The sequence below is a fragment of the Tamilnaduibacter salinus genome (genome assembly GCF_003096655.1).
GTDB lineage: Bacteria > Pseudomonadota > Gammaproteobacteria > Pseudomonadales > Oleiphilaceae > Tamilnaduibacter > Tamilnaduibacter salinus.
The window spans coordinates 165905-186185 of sequence record NZ_QEKQ01000009.1 but is presented as its reverse complement, the minus strand read 5'-3'; the positions used below and the strand labels follow the sequence as shown (position 1 = coordinate 186185).

General features: G+C 60.3%; 18 protein-coding genes. 4 read left to right on the top strand and 14 right to left on the bottom strand.

The window, feature by feature from the left end:
- Positions 1-64 precede the first annotated feature (64 nt).
- Together pgeF and rluD are read right to left on the bottom strand one after the other, a co-directional pair.
- Positions 65-796, bottom strand: coding sequence for a peptidoglycan editing factor PgeF (pgeF, locus tag C8D92_RS14020; RefSeq protein ID WP_116919720.1), 732 nt, complete (start codon positions 794-796; stop codon positions 65-67).
- Entirely contained in the window at positions 793-1767 is a 975-nt protein-coding gene (gene rluD / locus C8D92_RS14015) for a 23S rRNA pseudouridine(1911/1915/1917) synthase RluD (protein WP_116919719.1), read from the bottom strand. Before rluD ends, pgeF begins: the two co-directional genes overlap by 4 nt.
- Before the next feature lie 91 nt (positions 1768-1858).
- Here rluD and C8D92_RS14010 point away from each other — a divergent pair, with 91 nt between their 5' ends.
- Positions 1859-2725, top strand: coding sequence for an outer membrane protein assembly factor BamD (locus tag C8D92_RS14010; protein ID WP_095611773.1), 867 nt, complete (start codon positions 1859-1861; stop codon positions 2723-2725).
- A gap of 219 nt (positions 2726-2944) precedes the next feature.
- Here the strand turns inward: C8D92_RS14010 and C8D92_RS14005 are convergent, their stop codons facing one another.
- Entirely contained in the window at positions 2945-4597 is a 1653-nt protein-coding gene (locus tag C8D92_RS14005) for an NAD+ synthase (RefSeq protein WP_116919718.1), read from the bottom strand.
- Between the two features lie 90 nt (positions 4598-4687).
- On the opposite strand from C8D92_RS14005, the gene C8D92_RS14000 reads away from it, so the two are divergent.
- From C8D92_RS14000 to C8D92_RS13990, 3 genes are all read left to right on the top strand, one after another.
- On the top strand, positions 4688-6307 hold the full coding sequence (locus tag C8D92_RS14000; protein ID WP_116919717.1) for a sensor histidine kinase: 1620 nt from the start codon (positions 4688-4690) through the stop codon (positions 6305-6307).
- Positions 6308-6323: 16 nt separating this feature from the next.
- Positions 6324-7742 (top strand): sigma-54-dependent transcriptional regulator, encoded by a 1419-nt coding sequence (locus C8D92_RS13995; RefSeq protein WP_116919716.1) that lies wholly within the window; start codon positions 6324-6326, stop codon positions 7740-7742.
- Positions 7743-7961: 219 nt separating this feature from the next.
- A complete protein-coding gene (locus C8D92_RS13990) occupies positions 7962-8522 on the top strand; it encodes a GspH/FimT family pseudopilin (protein ID WP_165819284.1) in 561 nt (186 codons plus the stop codon).
- Here the strand turns inward: C8D92_RS13990 and C8D92_RS13985 are convergent, their stop codons facing one another.
- The 11 genes from C8D92_RS13985 to ileS form a co-directional block, all read right to left on the bottom strand.
- Complete coding sequence (locus C8D92_RS13985) at positions 8523-8969, bottom strand: type IV pilin protein (RefSeq protein ID WP_322852825.1); 447 nt, start codon at positions 8967-8969, stop codon at positions 8523-8525.
- Positions 8970-8977: 8 nt separating this feature from the next.
- Positions 8978-12175 (bottom strand): pilus assembly protein, encoded by a 3198-nt coding sequence (locus tag C8D92_RS13980; RefSeq protein WP_116919714.1) that lies wholly within the window; start codon positions 12173-12175, stop codon positions 8978-8980.
- A 15-nt stretch (positions 12176-12190) separates the two neighbouring features.
- Positions 12191-12565 (bottom strand): hypothetical protein, encoded by a 375-nt coding sequence (locus tag C8D92_RS13975; RefSeq protein WP_116919713.1) that lies wholly within the window; start codon positions 12563-12565, stop codon positions 12191-12193.
- 24 nt (positions 12566-12589) lie between these two features.
- On the bottom strand, positions 12590-13087 hold the full coding sequence (locus C8D92_RS13970; protein ID WP_095611766.1) for a pilus assembly PilX family protein: 498 nt from the start codon (positions 13085-13087) through the stop codon (positions 12590-12592).
- An 8-nt stretch (positions 13088-13095) separates the two neighbouring features.
- Positions 13096-14154: a PilW family protein gene (locus C8D92_RS15950; RefSeq protein WP_095611765.1), complete on the bottom strand. Its 1059-nt coding sequence runs from the start codon at positions 14152-14154 to the stop codon at positions 13096-13098.
- Between the two features lie 9 nt (positions 14155-14163).
- Positions 14164-14670 (bottom strand): type IV pilus modification protein PilV, encoded by a 507-nt coding sequence (gene pilV / locus C8D92_RS13960; RefSeq protein ID WP_095611764.1) that lies wholly within the window; start codon positions 14668-14670, stop codon positions 14164-14166.
- 26 nt (positions 14671-14696) lie between these two features.
- Positions 14697-15281, bottom strand: a complete 585-nt coding sequence (locus tag C8D92_RS13955; RefSeq protein ID WP_095611763.1) for a GspH/FimT family pseudopilin — start codon at positions 15279-15281, stop codon at positions 14697-14699.
- A gap of 214 nt (positions 15282-15495) precedes the next feature.
- On the bottom strand, positions 15496-16449 hold the full coding sequence (ispH, locus tag C8D92_RS13950; RefSeq protein ID WP_116919731.1) for a 4-hydroxy-3-methylbut-2-enyl diphosphate reductase: 954 nt from the start codon (positions 16447-16449) through the stop codon (positions 15496-15498).
- A 21-nt stretch (positions 16450-16470) separates the two neighbouring features.
- On the bottom strand, positions 16471-16923 hold the full coding sequence (fkpB, locus tag C8D92_RS13945) for an FKBP-type peptidyl-prolyl cis-trans isomerase (protein WP_116919712.1): 453 nt from the start codon (positions 16921-16923) through the stop codon (positions 16471-16473).
- A complete protein-coding gene (gene lspA / locus C8D92_RS13940; RefSeq protein ID WP_116919711.1) occupies positions 16920-17429 on the bottom strand; it encodes a signal peptidase II in 510 nt (169 codons plus the stop codon). Before lspA ends, fkpB begins: the two co-directional genes overlap by 4 nt.
- Positions 17429-20251, bottom strand: a complete 2823-nt coding sequence (ileS, locus tag C8D92_RS13935) for an isoleucine--tRNA ligase (RefSeq protein WP_116919710.1) — start codon at positions 20249-20251, stop codon at positions 17429-17431. The genes lspA and ileS overlap by 1 nt, the downstream gene beginning before the upstream one ends.
- Positions 20252-20281 lie beyond the last annotated feature (30 nt).

Below are 20281 nucleotides of genomic sequence, written 5' to 3'. Positions count from 1 at the left end.
GACCCTCTGGCCGGTCACGGATTGATCACTCTTGCTAATAGATTTAGGGGCAGTCCGGGGAAGTTCAAGATGCCGGTTCGATCCAGATCAGGCTCGCCATCCGGCCGGTCTGTCCAGAGCGACGGTAGGAATAGAAGGTCTGAGCGTCACGGAAGGTGCAGCGACCGCCACCGGCAACCGAGCTTACACCGCAACGATTCAGCCGATAACGGGCCAGTTCGTAAAGATTCGCCATGCGTCGCCCCCCGACGCCGGGCCCGGAAAAAGCGCGGGCGTGTTCGGCATCACTGGCGACAAACGCCTCGTAGACCTCGGGACCCACTTCAAACGCCCCGGGGCCAATGGCCGGCCCCATCCAGGCCAGCACCCGGCGAGGCGACTCAAATCGTGACACCGTGGCTTCCAGAACGCCGCTCAAGAGCCCCCGCCAGCCGGCATGCGCCGCGGCAACCCGCTGACCGTCCCGGTCACAGAAAAGCACTGGCAGGCAATCGGCCGTCAGAATCGCGCAGGCCACGCCGGGTTCCGTGGCCGTGGCGGCGTCTGCTTCCTGCCCCTCGCCCACCGGCAATTCCACAACATGGGTCCCGTGTACCTGTCGGATCCAGCCCGGCTCAACGCCCTCCCCAAGCCACGCCCCTAAACGCCGACGGTTCTCGGCAACGTGGGCGGGATCGTCACCGACATGATCGCCCAGGTTCAACGTCTGAAACGGCGGCAGACTGACGCCACCCTCCCGGGTCGATGCCACCGCCCTGACCCCATCGGGCACCGACCAGTCCGGACGCAGGATCATGCGCCGGAGGCCTGCTCTGTGGCGGCCAGGCGCAGGGTCTCCACCAGGCGGACCATATCGTCCGGCCAGGGTGCCTCCCAGGTCATGTCTTCTCCCAGGGTGGGATGATGCAGTGTCAGGCGACGGGCATGCAGCGCCTGACGCCGGAATTGCCGCAGCGCCTCGGTCAGCTCCGGCGTCGTGCCGGGCGGCAACTTGAGCCGGCCGCCATACACCGGATCTCCCAGCAAAGGGTGGCGGATGTGGGCCATGTGAACCCGGATCTGGTGTGTTCGTCCGCTTTCGAGCCGACACGTCACATGGGTGTGTGCCGGAAAGCGTTCGGCAATACGGTAGTGGGTCAGTGCCGGCTTACCGTCCGGGACCACCGCCATGCGCTTACGCTGAGTCGGATGCCGACCGATCGGTTCATCCACCATACCGCCACCGGTCAGTGTGCCATTGATGATGGCATCGTACTCCCGCCCCATCGTGCGATTCTGGAGCTGATCCACCAGGGCGGTGTGCGCCACCAGGCTGCGTGCGACCACCATGATGCCGGAGGTCTCCTTATCCAGCCGGTGAACAACACCGGCTCTGGGCAGGTTCTCAACGTCCGGCGCGTGATGCAGCAGTGCATTCACCAGCGTTCCGTCCCGGTGTCCCGCCGCCGGGTGCACCACCAGGCCCGCCGGTTTGTTGATCACGATCAGGTGCTCGTCCTCGTAGATGATATCCAGATCAATCGCCTCCGGCTCCCAGCTCACCTGGGCCTCCGGCTCAGCACTCACTTCGATGGTATCGCCCATGATCACCCGGTCCCGAGGCTTGCGGCGCTCGCCATTGACCGTCAGTTCTCCCGACTTGATCCAGCCCTGAAGACGGGACCGGGAGTGTTCGGGCATCAGGGCCGCCACGGCCTGATCCAGCCGACGGTCACTGTGCTCGGGAGGGACGTCAAAACGGCCGGTAATCCGGTCATCCTGGCTCATGGAAGGGTCTCACTCTGGTCTGGATTACATTCGCCGGCAGCGCCGTTACAATGGAGCTCCTTATCGAACCACCATTGTACGGGATTCAGGCATGAAATCAGGCATTCGCTGTTTGCAGCTGTTGTTGATCGCGTTGCTGGTCACCGGCTGCGCCTCCACGCCCGAAGAGGTCAAGCCCGAGGCCGAATACTACGAAGAGGCGCGCAGCGCCATGGACGCCGGCAACTTCAGCACCGCCGAGCAGAACCTCGAATACCTGGAGACGTATTATCCATTCGGGCGTTATGCCGAACAGGCTCAGCTCGACCTGATCTATGCGCGCTACCAGAACCTGGACCTGGAGGGAGCCCGTACGGCGGCTGATCGCTTCCTGCGACTGAACCCGCAAAGCGACCATGCCGATTACGCGCTTTATCTTCGCGGTGTCGCCTCGTACAACCTGGACGTCAGCATTGCCGCGGATCTCTTCCCGATCGACCCGTCCGAGCGCGACCCCGGGGAACAGCGCCAGGCCTACCGGGATTTCCAGAAGCTTCTGGCTCGCCACCCGGACAGTGAGTATGCGCCTGATGCGCGCCAGCGCATGATCGCCATCCGCAACAAACTGGCGAGACTCGAAATCCACGCGGCACGCTACTACATCAAGCGTCAGGCTTACGTGGCCGCCAACAACCGCGCCCGCTACGTGGTGGAAAACTTTCCGAACACACCGTCCGTGGAACCGGCCCTGAAGATTCTGGTGGAGACCTACGACTTCCTCAAACTCAACAAGGCTAAAGGCGATGCGCAGCAACTGCTGGCCATCAACTATCCGGAATCCGATGCGTTCGGCGACGACGGCCGCTACCAGCCATCCATGCTTGAAACCGAAACGCGCTCACTGACCAACGTGATCACGTTCGGCCTGATGGGCGATGAGTCGCAGGAACCGGCGGAGGCCGAGACACCGGACGAATAATCGGATTCGCCGCGGAATCCGCGGAAGAACGCGTAAAGATTGATTTTTTTCGCCACGGAAGAACACCGAAAAACAAGGAAACGCCCTTCGGGCGAAAACAAGTTGCAAGTTACAAGTAGCAAGAAGTGCTTTTTATCAGATCACGGAATACCCCCTCTTGTGACTTTCAACTTGTGACTTGCGACGTTTGGTCCGTGTTTTTCCGTGGCCCTCACCTCTTCACACCCCCGGCTTCCAGCCGTTGGTGATCGGGTAGCGCCGGTCCTTGCCGAAGCCCCGTTCGGTGATACGGGGGCCGATCGGGGCCTGGCGGCGCTTGTACTCGTTGATGTCGACCAACCGGATCACCCGGGCCACATCCTCCCGTTTGAACCCGTCAGCGACGATGGCCTCTTCGCTCATATCCCGCTCGATGTATCTGTTGAGGATGTCATCAAGCACGTCATAACCCGGCAGACTGTCCTCGTCTTTCTGGTCCGGCGCCAGTTCGGCGGATGGGGGGCGCGTGATGACACGCTCCGGGATCACGGGGGAGCGGGTGTTTCGGAATCGTGCCAGCTGGTAGACGAGGGTTTTCGGTACGTCCTTGAGCACATCGAACCCGCCGGCCATATCGCCGTAGAGGGTTGAGTAACCGACCGCCATTTCACTCTTGTTGCCCGTGGTCACCACCAGAGAGCCAAATTTGTTGGACAGGGACATCAACAGCACGCCCCGGAGCCGTGCCTGCAGATTCTCCTCGGTGGTGTTCGGTTGCGTGCCCTCGAAGGGCACCGCCAACGTCTCCATGAAGCTGTCATACATGGATTCGATGGAAAACACATCGTAGCGCACGTCCAGAGCGCGGGCCTCGGCTTCGGCATCCTCCAGACTGATGCCGGCGGTATACCGGAACGGCATCATGACCGCATGCACCCGGTCCGGCCCGAGCGCGTCAGCGGCCACGGCCAACGTCACCGCCGAATCAATGCCGCCGGACAGCCCCAGCACCACAGACCGGAAGCCATTCTTGTTGACGTAATCGCGAACGCCCGTTACCAGCGCATCGTAGACGGACGCTTCCATACTGATGGGTTCCGGCAGGGGCTGGGTCACCGGCTGGCAATGATGCTCCACCACAAACGTGACCGGGTACAGCCCCTCTTCAAAACACGGCGCCTCTGCCGCACAGACACCGGAACGGTCGAACACCATGGAGCCACCGTCGAAAACCAGCTCATCCTGGCCGCCAACGAGGTTGACGTAGGCGAGACTGATGCCATTGTCGCGTGCCCGATGCTCCAGCATCGCGCGACGGCGCTCCTGTTTGGCCATGTCGAACGGCGAGGCATTGAGGTTCAACACCAGCCGGGCACCGGCGGCCGCGGCCTGCTCGACCGGGCCATCGCTCCAGATGTCCTCACAGACGGTCAGCCCCACCGGAACGCCTCGAATCTCGACGATGCAGGGCGACGCCCCTTCGGCAAAATAGCGTTTCTCATCAAACACCTGGTAATTCGGCAGTTTCTGTTTGTCGTACCGGGTCTGAATCCGGCCATCGGCAATCACGACCGCCGAATTGAACAGGCCTCCCTGATCTCGGATCGGCGCCCCGACGATCAACGTCACTTCCGGCGCGCGCTCGGCCAGCATCGCCAGCGCTGATTCGATGCGGGTATCCAGGCTGGGGCGCAGCAACAGGTCCTCCGGTGGATAACCCGTCAGGCACAATTCCGGGAACACCACCACATCGGCATCGTGGGCCTCCACGGCCTCGTGGGCCGCGGTCAGCACCTTCTCCGCGTTACCGGGGATATCACCCACCAACATGTCGATCTGCGCCATCACCACCTGAAGCCGATCGCTACCCATTACCTGCCTGTCACCCTGCATGCCGCTTTTCTCCCGTCGAATGTTCATGATGGCTGGACTATTATAACGGCTGACGCCCCATTCACGGACCCCAACTACCCATGGAGTCGCATGTCGGTCGACGGTCACTTCCAATCCACTCATTCACTCGACAGCCAACGCCCACGCCTGTTTCGCATCTATAATCATTATCGCCTTCTCGTCAGCCTGATCCTGGCCGGTCTGCTGCTGGTGGAGTTCGATGCCGGCGGTGCCACCTATCGGATGGCGCCGATCTACCAGGCAACGGTTCTGGGGTACCTGGGCCTGAACCTGCTGCTGGGCCTGGTGATGCTGGCCGGCCATCGGCCGCGAGCGTCCCACATCACGCTCTCCATCCTGATCGACATTGTGGTCCTGCACCTGCTGGTGGCGGCAAGCACCGGCATTACCAGTGGTCTCGCCAACCTTGTGATTGTCTCGGTCGCCGCCGGTAACATTCTCGCCCCAAGCCGTCTGGGCCTGTTCTACGCGGCTCTGGCGGCACTCGGGTCTCTCGGGGTGACCCTCTGGTCCGCCTGGACCTTCAATACGGGCTCGGACGACCTAGTCCGCGCAGGTTCGCTCGGCATCCTTTACTTCGCCGCCGCCTTCCTGCTGCAGTACATCAGCCGTCGGCTGATCCGCAGCGAGGCGCTGGCCAGCTCACGCGCGCGCAGCATTGCCGAACTGGAGCAGATCAACCAGCAGATCATCCATCGGATGCTGACGGGGATTATTGCGACAACCCCGAACGGCGACGTCCGTCTGGCCAATGCCGCCGCCCACGAGCTTCTGTTCGGCGACCCGGAGCGCCGCCCGATGCAGTGGCTGCCGCGCCCTGTCCGGGACCAGCTGAAACAATGGCTGTCCCACCCCGACGCCCGGTCCGAGCCATTCCAGATGGGGTCAGCGTCGCCGCTTCTCCAGGCAAACTTCACGCGCCTGGGCCCGGATCAACACGACCTGATCCTGGTGTTTATCGATGATCTGAGCAAAGTCACTCAGCAGGCCCAGCAGATGAAGCTCGCATCGCTCGGACGGCTGACAGCGGGCATCTCCCATCAGATCCGCAACCCACTCGGGGCCATCAGTCACGCCGCGCAGCTGTTGGCCGAGTCCCCCAATTGTGACGAGGGCGACCGACGAATGGTCGACATCATTCAGCGTCACTCCGGACGGGTGAACAGCATTATCGAGAACATTCTCGACCTGTCCCGTCGCCGGGAATCACAGGTCGAATTGATGGACGTCCACGAATGGCTAACGCGCTTCATCGCCGACTACCAGCCGTCCGCCGATCAATCCGGCAGGCCGGCTCCCGACATCACCCTGACCCGGGACGACCACATCCCCCCTGCCCGTTTCGATCCGGGCCAGCTGGAGCAGGTACTGATCAACCTCTGCGATAATGGCCTGCGCTACAGCCTTGCCGAGACCGGTCACCCCACGCTGGCCATTCACGTTGGCATCACCAACGACGGCGAACGCTGCCATATCGATGTGAGGGACGATGGCCCGGGCCTGAGTGATGAACAGTGTGAGCACCTGTTCGAGCCGTTCTACACGACCGACCAGGGTGGCACCGGACTGGGCCTTTATCTGGCCCGGGAGCTGTGCGAGGCTAATCAGGCCCATCTTGGGCTGCTAAAGACGGACGGCCCCGGGTGCTGCTTCCGCATCACCTTTGCCCATCAGGACCGCCTGATCTGACGGGGATACCAAGACAATGACCAGAACGACACAACAGGCCACCGCCCTGATCGTCGATGACGAGCCCGACATTCGTGAGCTGCTGGACATTACCCTGTCCCGGATGGGCATCGCGGTCCAGACCGCCTCGGACCTCGTCAGCGCCCGCGACATACTGGCGAAGGCGCCCCCACAGCTCTGCCTGACCGACATGAGCCTGCCCGATGGCAATGGCATTGATCTGGTCGCCTGGATTCAGCAGACCTGCCCCCAGACGCCGGTCGCCGTCATCACCGCCTACGGGAGCATGGAAACGGCCATTGAGGCGCTGAAGGCGGGCGCCTTTGATTTTGTCTCCAAACCGGTCGAGCTGCCCCGCCTGCGCGAACTGATCGAAAGCGCCCTGCGACTGCCGGATGAGGAACCCGACAACGAGCCGACTTCGGAGCCCAGCCTGCTTTTGGGCGAATCCGACGGCATTCGCCGTCTCAGGGCACAGACCCGCAAGGTCGCCCGGAGCCAGGCGCCGGTCTTCATCAGCGGAGAGTCGGGCAGTGGCAAGGAACTGGTCGCACGAATGATCCACCTGCAGGGCCCTCGACGGGATGCGCCGTTCGTGGCCGTCAACTGCGGTGCCATACCCTCGGAACTGATGGAAAGCGAATTCTTCGGCCATCGCAAGGGCAGCTTTACAGGCGCGACGGACCACAAGGCCGGCCTGTTCCAGCAGGCGGACGGAGGCACCCTGTTTCTGGACGAAATCGCAGACCTGCCACTCGCCATGCAAGTCAAACTGCTGCGCGCGATTCAGGAAAAGTCCGTTCGCCCGGTTGGTGGCGAAAAGGAAATCCCTGTCGACATCCGCATCCTCAGCGCCACACATCGCAGCCTGGCCGAACAGGTCCAGATCGGCAGCTTCCGCCAGGATCTGTTTTACCGGATCAATGTCATTGAGCTGGCCGTTCCGCCCTTACGGGAGCGACCGGACGACATTGCCCTGCTGGCCCGGCACATTCTGGAGCGCCTGGCCCGTGATTATGAGTGCGAACCGGCCCGTCTGAGCGACGCGGCGGGCCGAAAACTCCAGCAGCACACGTTCCCCGGCAATGTGCGTGAGCTGGAGAACATCCTGGAACGCGCTTTCACACTGTGCGAAGACGACCGGATTGATGTGGACGACCTCCAGATGGGCGATACGCCTGCCGTGCCCGCACCGTGCCAGGCGCTGGAATCCCGCACCGGGACGCCCGCTGGGCACGACACACCGGGCGATCATGTACCACCCATCCCGGACGATGGCGAGCTGGACCTGGAACAGTATCTGGAAACCGTCGAGCGGCAGGCCATCGAGAAGGCCCTTGAAGCCACCAAATGGAATCGGACGGCTGCCGCCAGAAAACTGGGCATCAGTTTCCGGGCGCTGCGGTACAAGCTGAAAAAGCTCGGGTTGGACTGAACAATTCATCGCAGACGACGGACACAGTGCGGGGGATCGGACCACTCCCGCACGTCACTCTGACCTGTAACGAGGCACCTTCCTCGCCACGACAACCGCACAGAAACGCCCCGAAACAGCGATAACTGACACGTCTGCCATCGTTCTCTTACAGATGTGACAGCCTCCTGCACTTACCCTCTCTGCTTTCATTGTCTTCAGATTCAGGGAGGAACTGCTTTGAATACCCCGACATCGCCTTCAGGTTTCAGCCTCATCGAACTCATCACAGCCCTCACGATACTCGTCATTGTGAGTTCAGCTGCAATATCAGCAGGGACTCAGTTCGTGCAGGCAAATCGGCACCAGACTCTGATTGCCGGTTATTTCAGTGCGTTCCAGTTTGCCCGGGCGAAAGCGGCCACCACACGGGACGTGGTCACGCTATGCCCCCTCGACACCACCAACACCTGTCACGATGACTGGGAAAAGCCCGTCGCTGTGTTTCCCGATGCGAACAAAGACAGGCAACCCGACAACAATGTCGTATGGCGAGAGCTGGAGGCACCTCCTGAAGCATTCAGAGTCCGCTCCAGAACAGGCGGGAAAGGGTACTTCAGATTTGGAATGACGGGGATGACACACGGACTGTCAGGCAGCATCGTCGTATGTCCGAACCGTGAAAAGACAGGGCTGATGACTTACCTGGCCCTGAACCAGGGCGGGCGGCTACGCCGCACCCTAGACAGAAACCGGGATGACAGCATCACGCTGCCGTGGGGTCTGAAGATCGGTTGCTAGTCACTTGTCCCAGTTCTCTTCGCCGGCATCCACAGAGCCATTACCGTTCTCATCCCACCAGCGTGCGCCGGTATGCTCCAATTCAAGCACGCCATCACCCGCCTGCGCATTTTTCGGCGTCGCGCGAAGCGTATAGGTGGTTGCGTCAACCGCATTGATGGTCAGATCGTAGAATTTCGGACTGCCGTCCACCGGTGCCTCATCGGCGTAGATGGAGGGAGCGCCCGTATCCGGCGAACCGGCGCCCTCATAGGTATTGTTCGAGGTCCGGTGACGCTCCATCGCGCTGGCGAGCCCCATCAGGGCCGCCTGCGCGTCAGAGCGCCGGGCATCCTCAACGTACTCCACGTAGCTGGGGTAAGCGATCGCCGCAATAATGCCGATGATCGCCACCACGATCAGCAGTTCAATGAGGGTGAACCCGTTGTTCCGGCCTCGAATCATCATATTGCCTATTACTCCTCGTACCAGTAGATCTTACGGACCAGCGACTTGGGCGGCGGTGCCTTGGTCGTTTCAGAACCGGTCACAATAATCTCTTCGCCTTCAATCGTGATCGATTTCGGAGACGGCGGCAGACCGGTTGTCTTCAGTGTTTTCTCACGGTCCGGTTTCGTCAGCGCCTCATCACCACCGACACCATCGTAGTTCACCACGGCACGCCCGTCCCGGAGCTTTACATGGTACAGACGGGCCTGGCCGGCGGCCGGGACACAGGGATCGAGGTTGTCCGACGGCTCATAGGTGGTGATGTAGACATCTCCGCGCAGGGTGGCGCTACTCGAAAGCACCTTCTCCCCGGAACGAGTGAACCGAATGTACCACCCATCACCGTCAGCAAGGTTCGCCTCAGCCGTCTCTTTCTGAGCATCCGATCCTTGCTGGATCAGATTGTCCGTTGTGTCATAGAGATCGTCTTCAGTCAGAGTCGTATACTCAATGTTTCCATCGTCGTCGGTGGGAGCCACGATACTCGACACATCGAGCTTGTAGAGACGGTCCTCGACCCCCGTATCAAGCGGATGAGCTTGAAAGCCAGACCCAATCACGAGATTGAGCTGACGCTTACCATCTTTCAACGTTCCCGACAGATCCGGCGTGTGGTAAAAGCGGCGATTTGTCGCAACTGAATCGCCAGCAAGGTCAGCAATCACCCCGGCAGTGGCAAAGTTGGCTGCCGACTTGCCGTGAGCAAAATCGACACGCCAGACTTGCCCCCCCATGTCCCCTACGTAAATCTGATCCGCCAGGTCATCACCGTTAACGTCAATGACGGCGGGCGTCGCGGGAATACTGTAATCCATATCGTCAAGCACCAAGTCGGCGCCGCTGCCTTCCGGGCCAGCCCACCAGAGGCGGTCACCGGTCGACGCGTCTACTATGTAGATCGCACGTCCCTGGTCGTCCTCCGTGCGCGTATTCACATCGTCCTGGTCCGGGTCATAGCCACCACTAATAATCAGTACGTCTTTGACGGCGTCCCCAATCCGAACTTTCTTCTTGACGGGCTGGGACCAAGATTGGCCCAGTTCGGAGAAGTCACCTTCCCCACCCTCGATTGTCCAGAGTAGCTCTGGTGCGGAGCGATCAGTCACGTCTAGGCCGTAATAATTCCGCCCGCCTCGCCGCATGCCCGAATAGATGTAGACATGATCTTCGCCGTTGACAGCATTATTCCCATCTTTATCTGCGAACCAGCTCGTGACCGATCCGTCCATCCCATAAGGGCGCATCGCGTCGGTGACGTCGTTCGCCAAAAGCGTGGGCTGGTTCGCAAGCATCGCCTCAGGAATGAAAGAGAAGTGAGGGACGCCGGTCTCGCCGTCAATCGCATGCAAGTAGCCCTGGTTATCCCCAAAGAACACCGTTGTGTCGGGGTCTGCCTCCGTGCCGCCATAAACCTGGAGGTTCGGTCTTGAGTGCAAAGGGTCTGCGATGTAATGCCGAGAATCGCTATGGTTGCCATCCTGGTCGACATCATTCACGTCGACCCCACGCGTCCACTTGATGAGCTTGTTGTGATCCGCATCACTCATATTGGCGTCCCCAAACATCGCCTTGGTTAGGTTGTTCGAGTTCGCCGTGGTCACCGCGTTGACGGAATCTGACAGCACCTTGCTCGTGGAGCCGCTGTAGTGCGTGTAGACCTTGCGCTGCGCATTGTCGTCCGGGAGTTGTCCGGCCACGCCGCCAACCGAAGCCTGAGCGCCATCATCGATGGAACTCCAGAAGCTTCGTGCCCCTTCTTTGAAAAAGCCGGTCGAATCGTCTATCGCATCATTATCATTCTGATCGACGATCGTGCCATCACTTTTCAAGCGATATCGTTTCAGATTACCGGGCCACCGCGAGCGCGTCGTCGGCTCGAACAAAGCGAAATACAGCGCATCCAGGTGTTCAAGCTGGTTGAAGTTGTTAACACTCACACCCGGTGAAGAAAATGTGCTGTTCGTTGAGAGCACTTCCTTAATGATGGTGTTAAATGCTGCCGTAAGATTATCTGCGTTATCAGCAAGGTAGTAGTCACCGCCGCCCTTTTCCGCGGTACTGGACAACAAGTCCTGATCGGTCAGAAACCCGACAGTGTGCGTCGTTACGCGCTGATTACCGTCGTGATCCTCGGAGATATCCGAGTTCTGCATGTAATCGGCAATTTCATCCAGACAATTACCATCACAACTGTCGATACCCAGCTCTGTCGCCATGTCATCGGTATGGTTGTAATCCTTAGTCGGCTCACCATCTGTCAGTACGATCACATGATTCGATTGACACTCTAGATTGATCGGGCTGTCGTACTGATTGCCATCCATTGCGTCAGACGCCTGGTCATCAGCGTTACTGAGGAAGGGCGATTTGCCCTCAAAGTAGCGCTTAGCGCCAAACAACGTCTCAGAAAGGGGCGTATTGGTATCCGGCCCGAGGGCGTTAACACCATCTTTGAACGTCTGCCGGTTCTCTTCGACATCTGCGATGGGCACGAGGATTCGTCCCCCTTCCCCCATATACTGATCGATGTTCACGTGATACTGGGTGTTGGCATTTGTATCAAATGCCATCAGGCCGATATTGACGTTTGATAGGCCGTCAGCGAGATTGTTCGCCACCTCTTGGACAATCTCCAAGCGGGTCTTGGTTTGCGTTTCCTGATTATAGAAGTACCAGTTCAGGTAGTTGGCAGAATAGTACTCCTGGGGCTTCATATCGCCCCAATCGACATTCTGGTCATTGTCCGCCTGACAGTCCGTTGTTGAGTAATTGACATTCTGGTACGAGAACGAGTTCCACTCATTATCGTAGTAATAGGCCATTCGGTAGGGCGCTGTTTTACCGACGCTACTCAGCTTGCCCGCTATATCAGAGCACTGAATCACGGTTTTGCGGATCGTGTAGAGATAGCCACCATCGGCGTAGTAGATGTAGTCGTCGTCGTAATCGCCATCATAATCCTGGCTACTGTCATAGCCAGTGGCCTCGACCTCAACCTCAGAATCCATGCTGCCCGAGTTGTCCAGCAGGAAAAGGATGTTGGGCCGGCTTTCATTCTGATCGATGTTGAAAAAGATCTCGGTGTCATCTGCAGCCGCCTGAGCACCCATAAAACCACTTAGGAGGCCGATCCCCAAATTCCTGATCATTCGTTGATAGCGCATCACTCGCCCTCCTCGTTACCTGGCGAAGAAGATGACTTTTTCAGCCATCTCGGAATCAGTTTTATGGATGACCGTGCCCGGCCAGCCACTCTGCTGAGCGGCTTCCTCGATGTTCAGGCGCTCTCCCCCTTGATGGAAGGACAGAGAATCCGACACCAGAAAGCGCACGGGGTCACATGTATTGCACGGTTTTGCAATGATACTGACAGGCTGACCGGCCCCATTCCTCACAACCTCGATGGAGGAGCTTTCCAGCGCTTGCTGAACTCGCTTCAGCCCAGCTCCATCCAGAGACGCAGCTTCCTGGGCGTGCACACCCGCCGCCAACACAAAGCCCATACCGACGAACGCCAGTACAGCCAATACCGTCTTCTTCATGAAATTATCCATCACAGTCTCCCCCAAAATCCCGTCCTAGTTCGGAACGAACCCCTGTGTCACCGTCGCGCCCGCCTGCGTCGTTGTATTCTCTGCAGACATACGCATTTCAAAACGCCTCGTGGGCAGATCGGAGTTGATGGACGACTCCTGCCCTTGCGCCACAAATGGCGTGTTTTCTCCCATGTAGGTCAGCACATACGCGGCACTGAGCGACTCGTACGACGTGCTGAATGCCGTGGAATCGCCAGGCTCACCAACACCGCGCTTGATGGCGTTACTCAGTTCCGCAGAAGAACCACCGACAATATCCTCATCGCGCATGGCCTGATCCAGCAGACTCTCTGTCGACTGGAACGCGCGATTGCTGTTTTGTGCGTTCGACGCCATCCGCTCCTGCATCACGGACGTTTCCATGCCGCTGAGACCGAGCAGGGTCACGACCAGCAGAACAATCAGACTGACGACCAGCACCGCACCGTTCTGGCGGTCCCCCAGCCTGACTCCATCGTTCCGGAAAGTAAGGTTATTCATGCAACCACCTATGTCGTCGGTATCTGATTGCGCAGTTTGATCGTGGTGACAAAGACCCGCCGGAGCCGTCTGTCATCCGGGTAGGTCGCTGCCGCACCAGCCGTGCCGGCCGGCTGCACTGTAAGGCCGGGCAGATCGTAGTCCTTGGCATCCGAGTTGGCCATGACGCTCTGGGCATCGCTAACCAGTAGGCCGACCCGGATCGCCTCCACATCATTCCACTCGTCGTCATTAACATCCGCTGCACCGCCGTACCGGATGTTGTCACCCTCCCGAACACCGTACTGCACCTGGAGCCGCTCAACCCCGGCCACGATTTCACTGCCGTTCTGATAGAGGCCGAACACCGCGTTCCCCTGATCGTCCTGACGACCGGTATCCTGAACCCAGTAGGTGTCCGTCGAGAAATGAAAGACCCGGGATCCCGCCGGATAGACGTTGGACAGCGAGCTGTGCTTGATCTGCTCGGTCTCACCGTCCTCGTTCTCGACGGTGAAAACATCGGCGTTGACGCAGTTAGTGATCAGCGCCGCCTCACCCAGGGTGAAATCCTTGGCACCGTTCTCATCAACGGTCTGGATCACACTGCCGGCCGTCGCCATGTCAGAATCAAGCACCGCGACCGGCGCCGACGCACGCCGAACCTGAACCACATCGGTTCCGGAAATGGCCGACGTCTTGATGTTATTCACGTCGATATGACCCGTCGCCGACTCCCAGTTGCTGCCCCCCACCTCGACACCACGCAGACCGGCGCCAAAGAAATCGCCATCGAGTGATGAGGCCGTGAAGTTCGGAGCAATGTCCTGCATTGGATCAGAGCACCCCTGAAAGCCCGACATCCGAATATCGCGGGCCATAATGCCAAGCGCGATACGGCCAGCTTCCTGCACCCGGGCCAGCGACTCGCTCATGCGCGAGGTGTCATTTGAATCCAGATAAATAGTCAGCACTCCGAGCGTAAGGATCGAGCTGAGCACCAACGCCACCATTAACTCAATCATGGACAGCCCCTCCTCGCGGCGGGGGTGTCGATCCTGATGCCAACTCATGCGATATGCGCTCATGCCGATGACCTATAGATTGAATGTCAGCTGGAAGGTCTGGGTCTGGTCCGTCTCCTCCCCAGCCCCCTCGTCCCACTGTGTCTCGACCCAGTTGACGGCAACCGTGAACTCGTCACCGTTCTGGGTCACAGCGCCCTGAGCGGCAGGGAGAAAGATGAAGTCGCCCCCACTGCCCTGTATTGCGCTCGCCCATTGCGCTTTATCCGCCGCCACCAACTTGCTCGGCGAGCAACCCGAATTATTGCTGAGGCACGACGGCACGCTGGTTCCCGCCCCTTTGGTGGTAAACCCTGCGTAGGAGCTGGCCTGGCCAGAGTTGAGACGAATCCGGTCGGCCATGTCGTACGCCAATAGACTGGCCTGGGTTCTCAAATAAGCACTGCGATTGTTGTTCAGACCATCAAGCGTCATGGCCGCCACGCCAAGCAGGCCGACACCGACAATCACCATCGTCACCAGCACTTCGATGAACGTGATGCCACTCTGGGAACCCGGTCGTGTCTTAACATTGTTCATGACGAGACGCTCTCCAATTATTCCACTCACGGGCAAGTGATGGCGTTGCCATCATGATCCAGACCATTCCTCACGAGACGGGTCTGGCCGGAGACGGCGACGACAATCGCTCCCGCATCGCTGACACCGCCGTCATCACACACCGTCAAGGTGCCCGCCCCAGCGCTCCCCGCGGACGCCGACGGCATACCATTGCCCTCAAACTGGATGCGCTGCCCGGAACCATCGAAACCAGTGACTCGCAGGGTGTTTCCCCCAGCCAGATCGGCGTGAACCCGCAGGACTTCGTCTCCATCGCCCGCGTCGACGGATCCGTCACCGTCTTCATCCCGAAAGACGATCCAGCCGTCCTCCCAGTTGCTACTGCCACTACAGGAAGCCCCATCGGACGAGGAACAGATGGTCACCGTGGAACCAGGAGCGGTTGATGCGGCGCTTCGCGCATTGGCAATCAATCCGGACAGGGTGTTCACCTGGTTGGTCATCCGGTTGCTGGTCGCCATGGTCTGGAACGACGGGACGGCGAAGGCAATAACAATGCCCAGGATGATCAACGTCACCAGCAGTTCGACCAACGTGAAACCGGCGTTGTTCTGATTCTGCAACTTCATAATGACTTAACCCCATGAATCCAGTCTCAGAGTAATCAACGCCAATCGCCATCTCCACCATCAGACGACAAGCGGTGCCGACTGGCGGATGACCGGTCAAACGACGTTAAATGGCGTGACGGAGGTCACGTGCAGGGAGAGCGTGATAACGAAGAACTGAGCGCGTCAGTGGAAAGGACGGCCAGAAGCGGCCAGCCAGTTTCAGACGGGGGGTTCAGCTCACATCCACTGCATCAATCCGCAGCTCACGCGGCATGGAGAAGACAATGTTCTCCTCGCGGCCTTCCAGTTCCTCGGGGGCCGTTCCGCCAAGTTCCTGTAGACGTTTCACCACGTCATTAACCAGCACCTCCGGGGCGGAGGCGCCGGCGGTGATGCCAACGACCTGGCAATCGTCGAACCAGGCGGCTTCGATCTGTTCGGCCTGATCGATCAGGTGGGCGGGAGTGCCCATGCGTTCGGCCAGTTCTCTGAGGCGGTTGGAGTTGGAGCTGTTGGGGGAGCCCACCACCAGCAGCCGATCACAATCGCCGGCCAGCTCCTTCACCGCGTCCTGGCGATTCTGGGTGGCGTAGCAGATGTCGTCCTTGCGCGGCCCCTGGATCTCCGGGAACTTTCGGCGCAGGGCGTCGATCACCCGGGAGGTGTCGTCCATGGACAGGGTGGTCTGGGTCACATAGGCGACTCGGCTGGGGTCCTTCACAGTCAGGTTGTCGACGTCCGCTTCGTCTTCCACGAGGTAGATGTCCCCATCCCGGCTGCGGTCGTACTGACCCATGGTGCCTTCCACTTCGGGATGGCCCTCATGGCCGATCAGAATGCACTCGTGGCCGTCCCGGCTGTAGCGCATGACCTCCATGTGTACCTTGGTCACCAGCGGGCAGGTGGCATCGAACACCCGCAGGCCACGACGGTCGGCCTCGTTCTTCACGGCCTGGGACACGCCATGGGCACTGAAGATCACCAGATGATCGTCCGGCACTTCGTCCAGTTCATCGACGAAAACCGCACCACGCTCGCGCAGGTTATCCACCACGAACTTGTTGTGAACCACTTCGTGGCGCACGTATATCGGCGCTCCAAACACGTCGAGCGCCCGGTTGACGATTTCGATGGCGCGGTCAACGCCGGCACAGAAGCCACGGGGATTGGCGAGTCGGATCTGCATGGTCATCAGCCTTGGGATCAGTCAATGCGTCGTGTGGGCCGGTTCGACCCGCACGATTTCCACCTCGAACGTCAGTGTACGCCCCGCCAGGGGGTGATTGAAATCCACCGTCACCTGATCGCCTTCCACGTGATCCACCACGCCCGGCAGTTCGCCTTGCATTTTGTCGGCGAAGGAGATCATCACACCCGGCTCCAGCACCATGTCCGGTCCGAACTCTGATCGTTTGAATGTCTGGACGTTGCTGGGGTTGTGCTGACCGAACGCATTCTCGGGCGGCACTTCGAAAGTCTCGCGCTGCCCGGCGGTCATGCCGTGGATGTACTGCTCGAAGTTCTCGGGCAGATTGCCGTCGCCGACGTTGAGCGACGCCGGTTCCTTGTCAAAGGTGGAGTCCACCTCGCTGCCGTCTTCCAGTTTCAGGGCGAAATGCAGGGTGACCCGGGTTTCCGGGCCCACGGGGCGCTCGCTCATGGGCGATCAGCCTCCTCGTCGGACGGTTTACGGAACAGGTCGATGAGCATCATCCCCGCTCCCACAGTAATGGCGCTGTCGGCAATATTGAACGCGGGGAAATGGTAGTCGTTCCAGTAAAAGTGCAGGAAGTCGACCACATAGCCATGCACCACCCGGTCATAGACGTTGCCGATCGCCCCACCGAGAATCAGTACGATGGCGATGGACAGCCAGTTTTCATGGGGCTTGAGGGTGGCCAGCCAGCGCACCAGCACGGCACAGACCACGACCGCAAGCCCGACGAAGAACCAGCGCTGCCAGCCGGCGGCGCCCGCAAGAAAACTGAACGCAGCGCCGGTATTATGGAGCAGCGTCAGGTTGAACATCGGCATGATCGCCACCGGCTCCCCATAGGTCAGCCAGGCCGACGCCATCGCCTTGGTCCCCAGATCCAGCAGGATCACCAGGCAGGCAAGCCAAAGCCAGCGCAGCCGGGAGGCGCCCTCTTCCAGTGACCAGGTCATCAGGCGTACGCCCTCTGCTCACCCTCACCATCGACGTTGGTGATGCAACGCCCGCACAGCGCCGGATGTTCACTGCTTTGACCAACGTCCGGACGGTGGTGCCAGCAGCGATCGCACTTCTCATTGTCAGTCGCGCCAACAGCCACGGACAGGCCCTCGACAGCGGTCGATTCGGCTGCCCCCCCGGCCTCGGACAACGGCGCCACCTGGGCCTCGGAAGTAATCAGCACGAAACGCAGCTCGTCACCCAACTGCTCCAGGCGCTCACGCAGCTCGCCATCGGCATACAGTGTGACTTCGGCACTCAGCGAGCCCTTGATATCGCCACGGTTCCGGGCGTCTTCCAGGCACTTGTTGACCGCCTCGCGGACCTCCAGCATCTGCTCCCAGAAGGCGCGCCCCATGGTCGCGTCATCGCTCAGTGCCGTCAGGCCGTCATACCAGGTGGCGAGGAAGACGCTTGCGTCCCGCTCGCCCGGCAGGTGCTCCCAGATTTCATCGGCGGTATAACTGAGGATCGGCGCAATCCAGCGCACCAGCGCCTCGGCCACATGATAGAGGGCGGTCTGGCAGGAGCGCCGGGCCAGGCTGTCCGGCTGGGACGTGTACTGGCGGTCCTTGATGATGTCCAGATAGAAGCCACCCAGCGTGGCTTCGCAGAAGCTGTAGACCTTCTGGAAGACGCGGATGAAGGCGTAGTTGTCGTACTCCCGGTCGAGGTCTGCCTGCAGTTCACGCGTCCGGTCCACCATCCAGCGATCCAGCGCCAGCATGTCCTCCGGGGCGATCGCGTGGTCAGCCGGCTCGAAACCGTTCAGGTTGCTAAGCAGGAACCGGGCGGTATTCCGGATGCGGCGATAGCCGTCCGCCGTCTGCTTGAGGATGTCCTTGGAGACCGTCATCTCACCGCTGTAGTCGGTGGACGCCACCCAGAGGCGCAGGATGTCCGCGCCCAGCTCGTTCATGACTTCCTGCGGCGCAATCACATTGCCCAGTGACTTCGACATCTTGCGGCCATGGGCGTCCACCGTGAAGCCGTGGGTCAGTACCTGACGGTATGGCGCCGTGCCATTGATCGCGATGGATGTCTTGAGGGACGACTGGAACCAGCCCCGGTGCTGGTCCGAGCCCTCCAGATACAGGTCGGCCGGGAAACAGCCGAGATCGTCGCGCTTCTGGAGCACGGAGGCGTGGGTGACGCCCGAGTCGAACCAGACGTCCAGCGTATCGGTCACCTTCTCGTACTGGTCGGCGTCATCACCCAGCAGGTCCGCTGTATCGAGTTCATACCAGGCGTCGATGCCGCCTTCCTCGATGTGTTGGGCGACCTTCTCGATCAGATCGTTGGTGTCCGGGTGCAGGGCCTGGGTCTGCTTATGGATGAACAGAGTGATCGGCACGCCCCAGGTCCGCTGCCGTGAGATGCACCAGTCGGGGGACTGTTCGATCATCGCCTCAATGCGGTTCTGCCCCCAGGAGGGCACCCAGCGGACGCCCGGGATGGCGTCCATGGCGCCCTTCTTGAGCCCCTTCGCGTCCATGCTGATGAACCACTGCGGAGTTGCCCGGTAAATCAGCGGCGTCTTGGTGCGCCAGCAGTGCGGGTAGCTGTGCTGAAACGTCTCGCTGAACACCAGCTTGCCTTCACGCGTCAGCGCCTCGCAGACCGGGTCGTCGGCCTTGTAGACGTGGATGCCCGCAAACTCGCCGGCATCATCGGTGTACGTGCCGTTCGCCTGCACCAGGTTCAGGGTGTCGATGCCATAGGCCTGGCCGACTTCAAAGTCCTCCATGCCATGATCGGGCGCCGTGTGAACCGCACCGGTGCCCGCGTCCAGCGAGACGTGCTCTCCCAGAACAACCGGCACCTGCTTGTCGTAAATCGGATGGTGCAGGGCCAGCTTTTCCAGCGCATCGCCCCGGACATTGGCGAGAATCCGGTAGTCACTGACGCCCCAGCGCTCGGTCACTTCCTCGACCAGCTCACGGGCCAGAATCAGCTGCTCCGGGCCATTGCCCGCATCCAGCTGCACCAGCGCGTACTCGAGCTCCGCGCTGACCGCAACGGCCTGGTTGGCCGGGATGGTCCAGGCGGTGGTCGTCCAGATGACAACCGACACATCGCCTTCCCCGTCCTGAGTGCCAAACGCCTTGAGGACGGCCTCCTGATCCACGGCGGTAAACCGGACGTCGATCTGGGTGGACGTCTTCTCGTGGTACTCCACTTCCGCTTCCGCCAGCGCGGACTGGCCCACAACGCTCCAGTACACCGGGCGGTAACCGCGGACCAGATGACCGTTGTCCACGATCCGGCCCAGCGCCCGGACGATATCGGCCTCCACCTGGCTGTCCATTGTCAGGTAGGGATGATCCCAGTTCCCCAGAACGCCCAGGCGTTTGAAGTCTTCGCGCTGCCCGTCGATCTGCTTCGCCGCGTAATCCCGGCAGGCCTGGCGAAAGGTCTTGTCGTCTACCTTGTCGCCGGCCTTGCCGATGTCCTGTTCCACCTTGTGCTCGATCGGCAGGCCGTGACAGTCCCAGCCGGGCACATAAGGCGCGTCATAGCCCTGGAAGCCCCGGGACTTGACGATCATGTCCTTGAGGATCTTGTTGACGGCGTGACCAATGTGAATGCTGCCGTTCGCGTATGGAGGGCCATCGTGCAGAATGAAGCGCTCACGCCCGGCCCGGGCACGGCGCAGCTGGCCGTACAGATCCATCTCCTGCCATTGACGGAGCCGCTCAGGCTCACGCTTGGCGAGATTGCCCCGCATGGGGAAACCGGTTTTCGGCAGATTCAGGGTGTGCTTGTAGTCACTCATAATGTCGTCTGTTTACCGTCACGCAGTCAG

Excerpts from the sequence above, each read along its gene's own strand:
- rluD (WP_116919719.1), bottom strand. The coding sequence starts at position 1,767 with ATGAGCCAGGATGACCGGATTACCGGCCGTTTTGACGTCCCTCCCGAG.
- fkpB (WP_116919712.1), bottom strand. The coding sequence starts at position 16,923 with ATGAGCGAGCGCCCCGTGGGCCCGGAAACCCGGGTCACCCTGCATTTC.
- C8D92_RS14000 (WP_116919717.1), top strand. The coding sequence starts at position 4,688 with ATGTCGGTCGACGGTCACTTCCAATCCACTCATTCACTCGACAGCCAA.
- C8D92_RS14010 (WP_095611773.1), top strand. The coding sequence starts at position 1,859 with ATGAAATCAGGCATTCGCTGTTTGCAGCTGTTGTTGATCGCGTTGCTG.
- C8D92_RS13955 (WP_095611763.1), bottom strand. The coding sequence starts at position 15,281 with ATGAAGTTGCAGAATCAGAACAACGCCGGTTTCACGTTGGTCGAACTG.
- ispH (WP_116919731.1), bottom strand. The coding sequence starts at position 16,449 with ATGCAGATCCGACTCGCCAATCCCCGTGGCTTCTGTGCCGGCGTTGAC.
- pilV (WP_095611764.1), bottom strand. The coding sequence starts at position 14,670 with ATGAACAATGTTAAGACACGACCGGGTTCCCAGAGTGGCATCACGTTC.
- C8D92_RS13985 (WP_322852825.1), bottom strand. The coding sequence starts at position 8,969 with ATGATGATTCGAGGCCGGAACAACGGGTTCACCCTCATTGAACTGCTG.
- C8D92_RS13975 (WP_116919713.1), bottom strand. The coding sequence starts at position 12,565 with ATGGATAATTTCATGAAGAAGACGGTATTGGCTGTACTGGCGTTCGTC.
- pgeF (WP_116919720.1), bottom strand. The coding sequence starts at position 796 with ATGATCCTGCGTCCGGACTGGTCGGTGCCCGATGGGGTCAGGGCGGTG.
- ileS (WP_116919710.1), bottom strand. The coding sequence starts at position 20,251 with ATGAGTGACTACAAGCACACCCTGAATCTGCCGAAAACCGGTTTCCCC.
- lspA (WP_116919711.1), bottom strand. The coding sequence starts at position 17,429 with ATGACCTGGTCACTGGAAGAGGGCGCCTCCCGGCTGCGCTGGCTTTGG.
- C8D92_RS13970 (WP_095611766.1), bottom strand. The coding sequence starts at position 13,087 with ATGAATAACCTTACTTTCCGGAACGATGGAGTCAGGCTGGGGGACCGC.
- C8D92_RS13995 (WP_116919716.1), top strand. The coding sequence starts at position 6,324 with ATGACCAGAACGACACAACAGGCCACCGCCCTGATCGTCGATGACGAG.
- C8D92_RS15950 (WP_095611765.1), bottom strand. The coding sequence starts at position 14,154 with ATGAGCGCATATCGCATGAGTTGGCATCAGGATCGACACCCCCGCCGC.
- C8D92_RS13980 (WP_116919714.1), bottom strand. The coding sequence starts at position 12,175 with ATGCGCTATCAACGAATGATCAGGAATTTGGGGATCGGCCTCCTAAGT.
- C8D92_RS14005 (WP_116919718.1), bottom strand. The coding sequence starts at position 4,597 with ATGCAGGGTGACAGGCAGGTAATGGGTAGCGATCGGCTTCAGGTGGTG.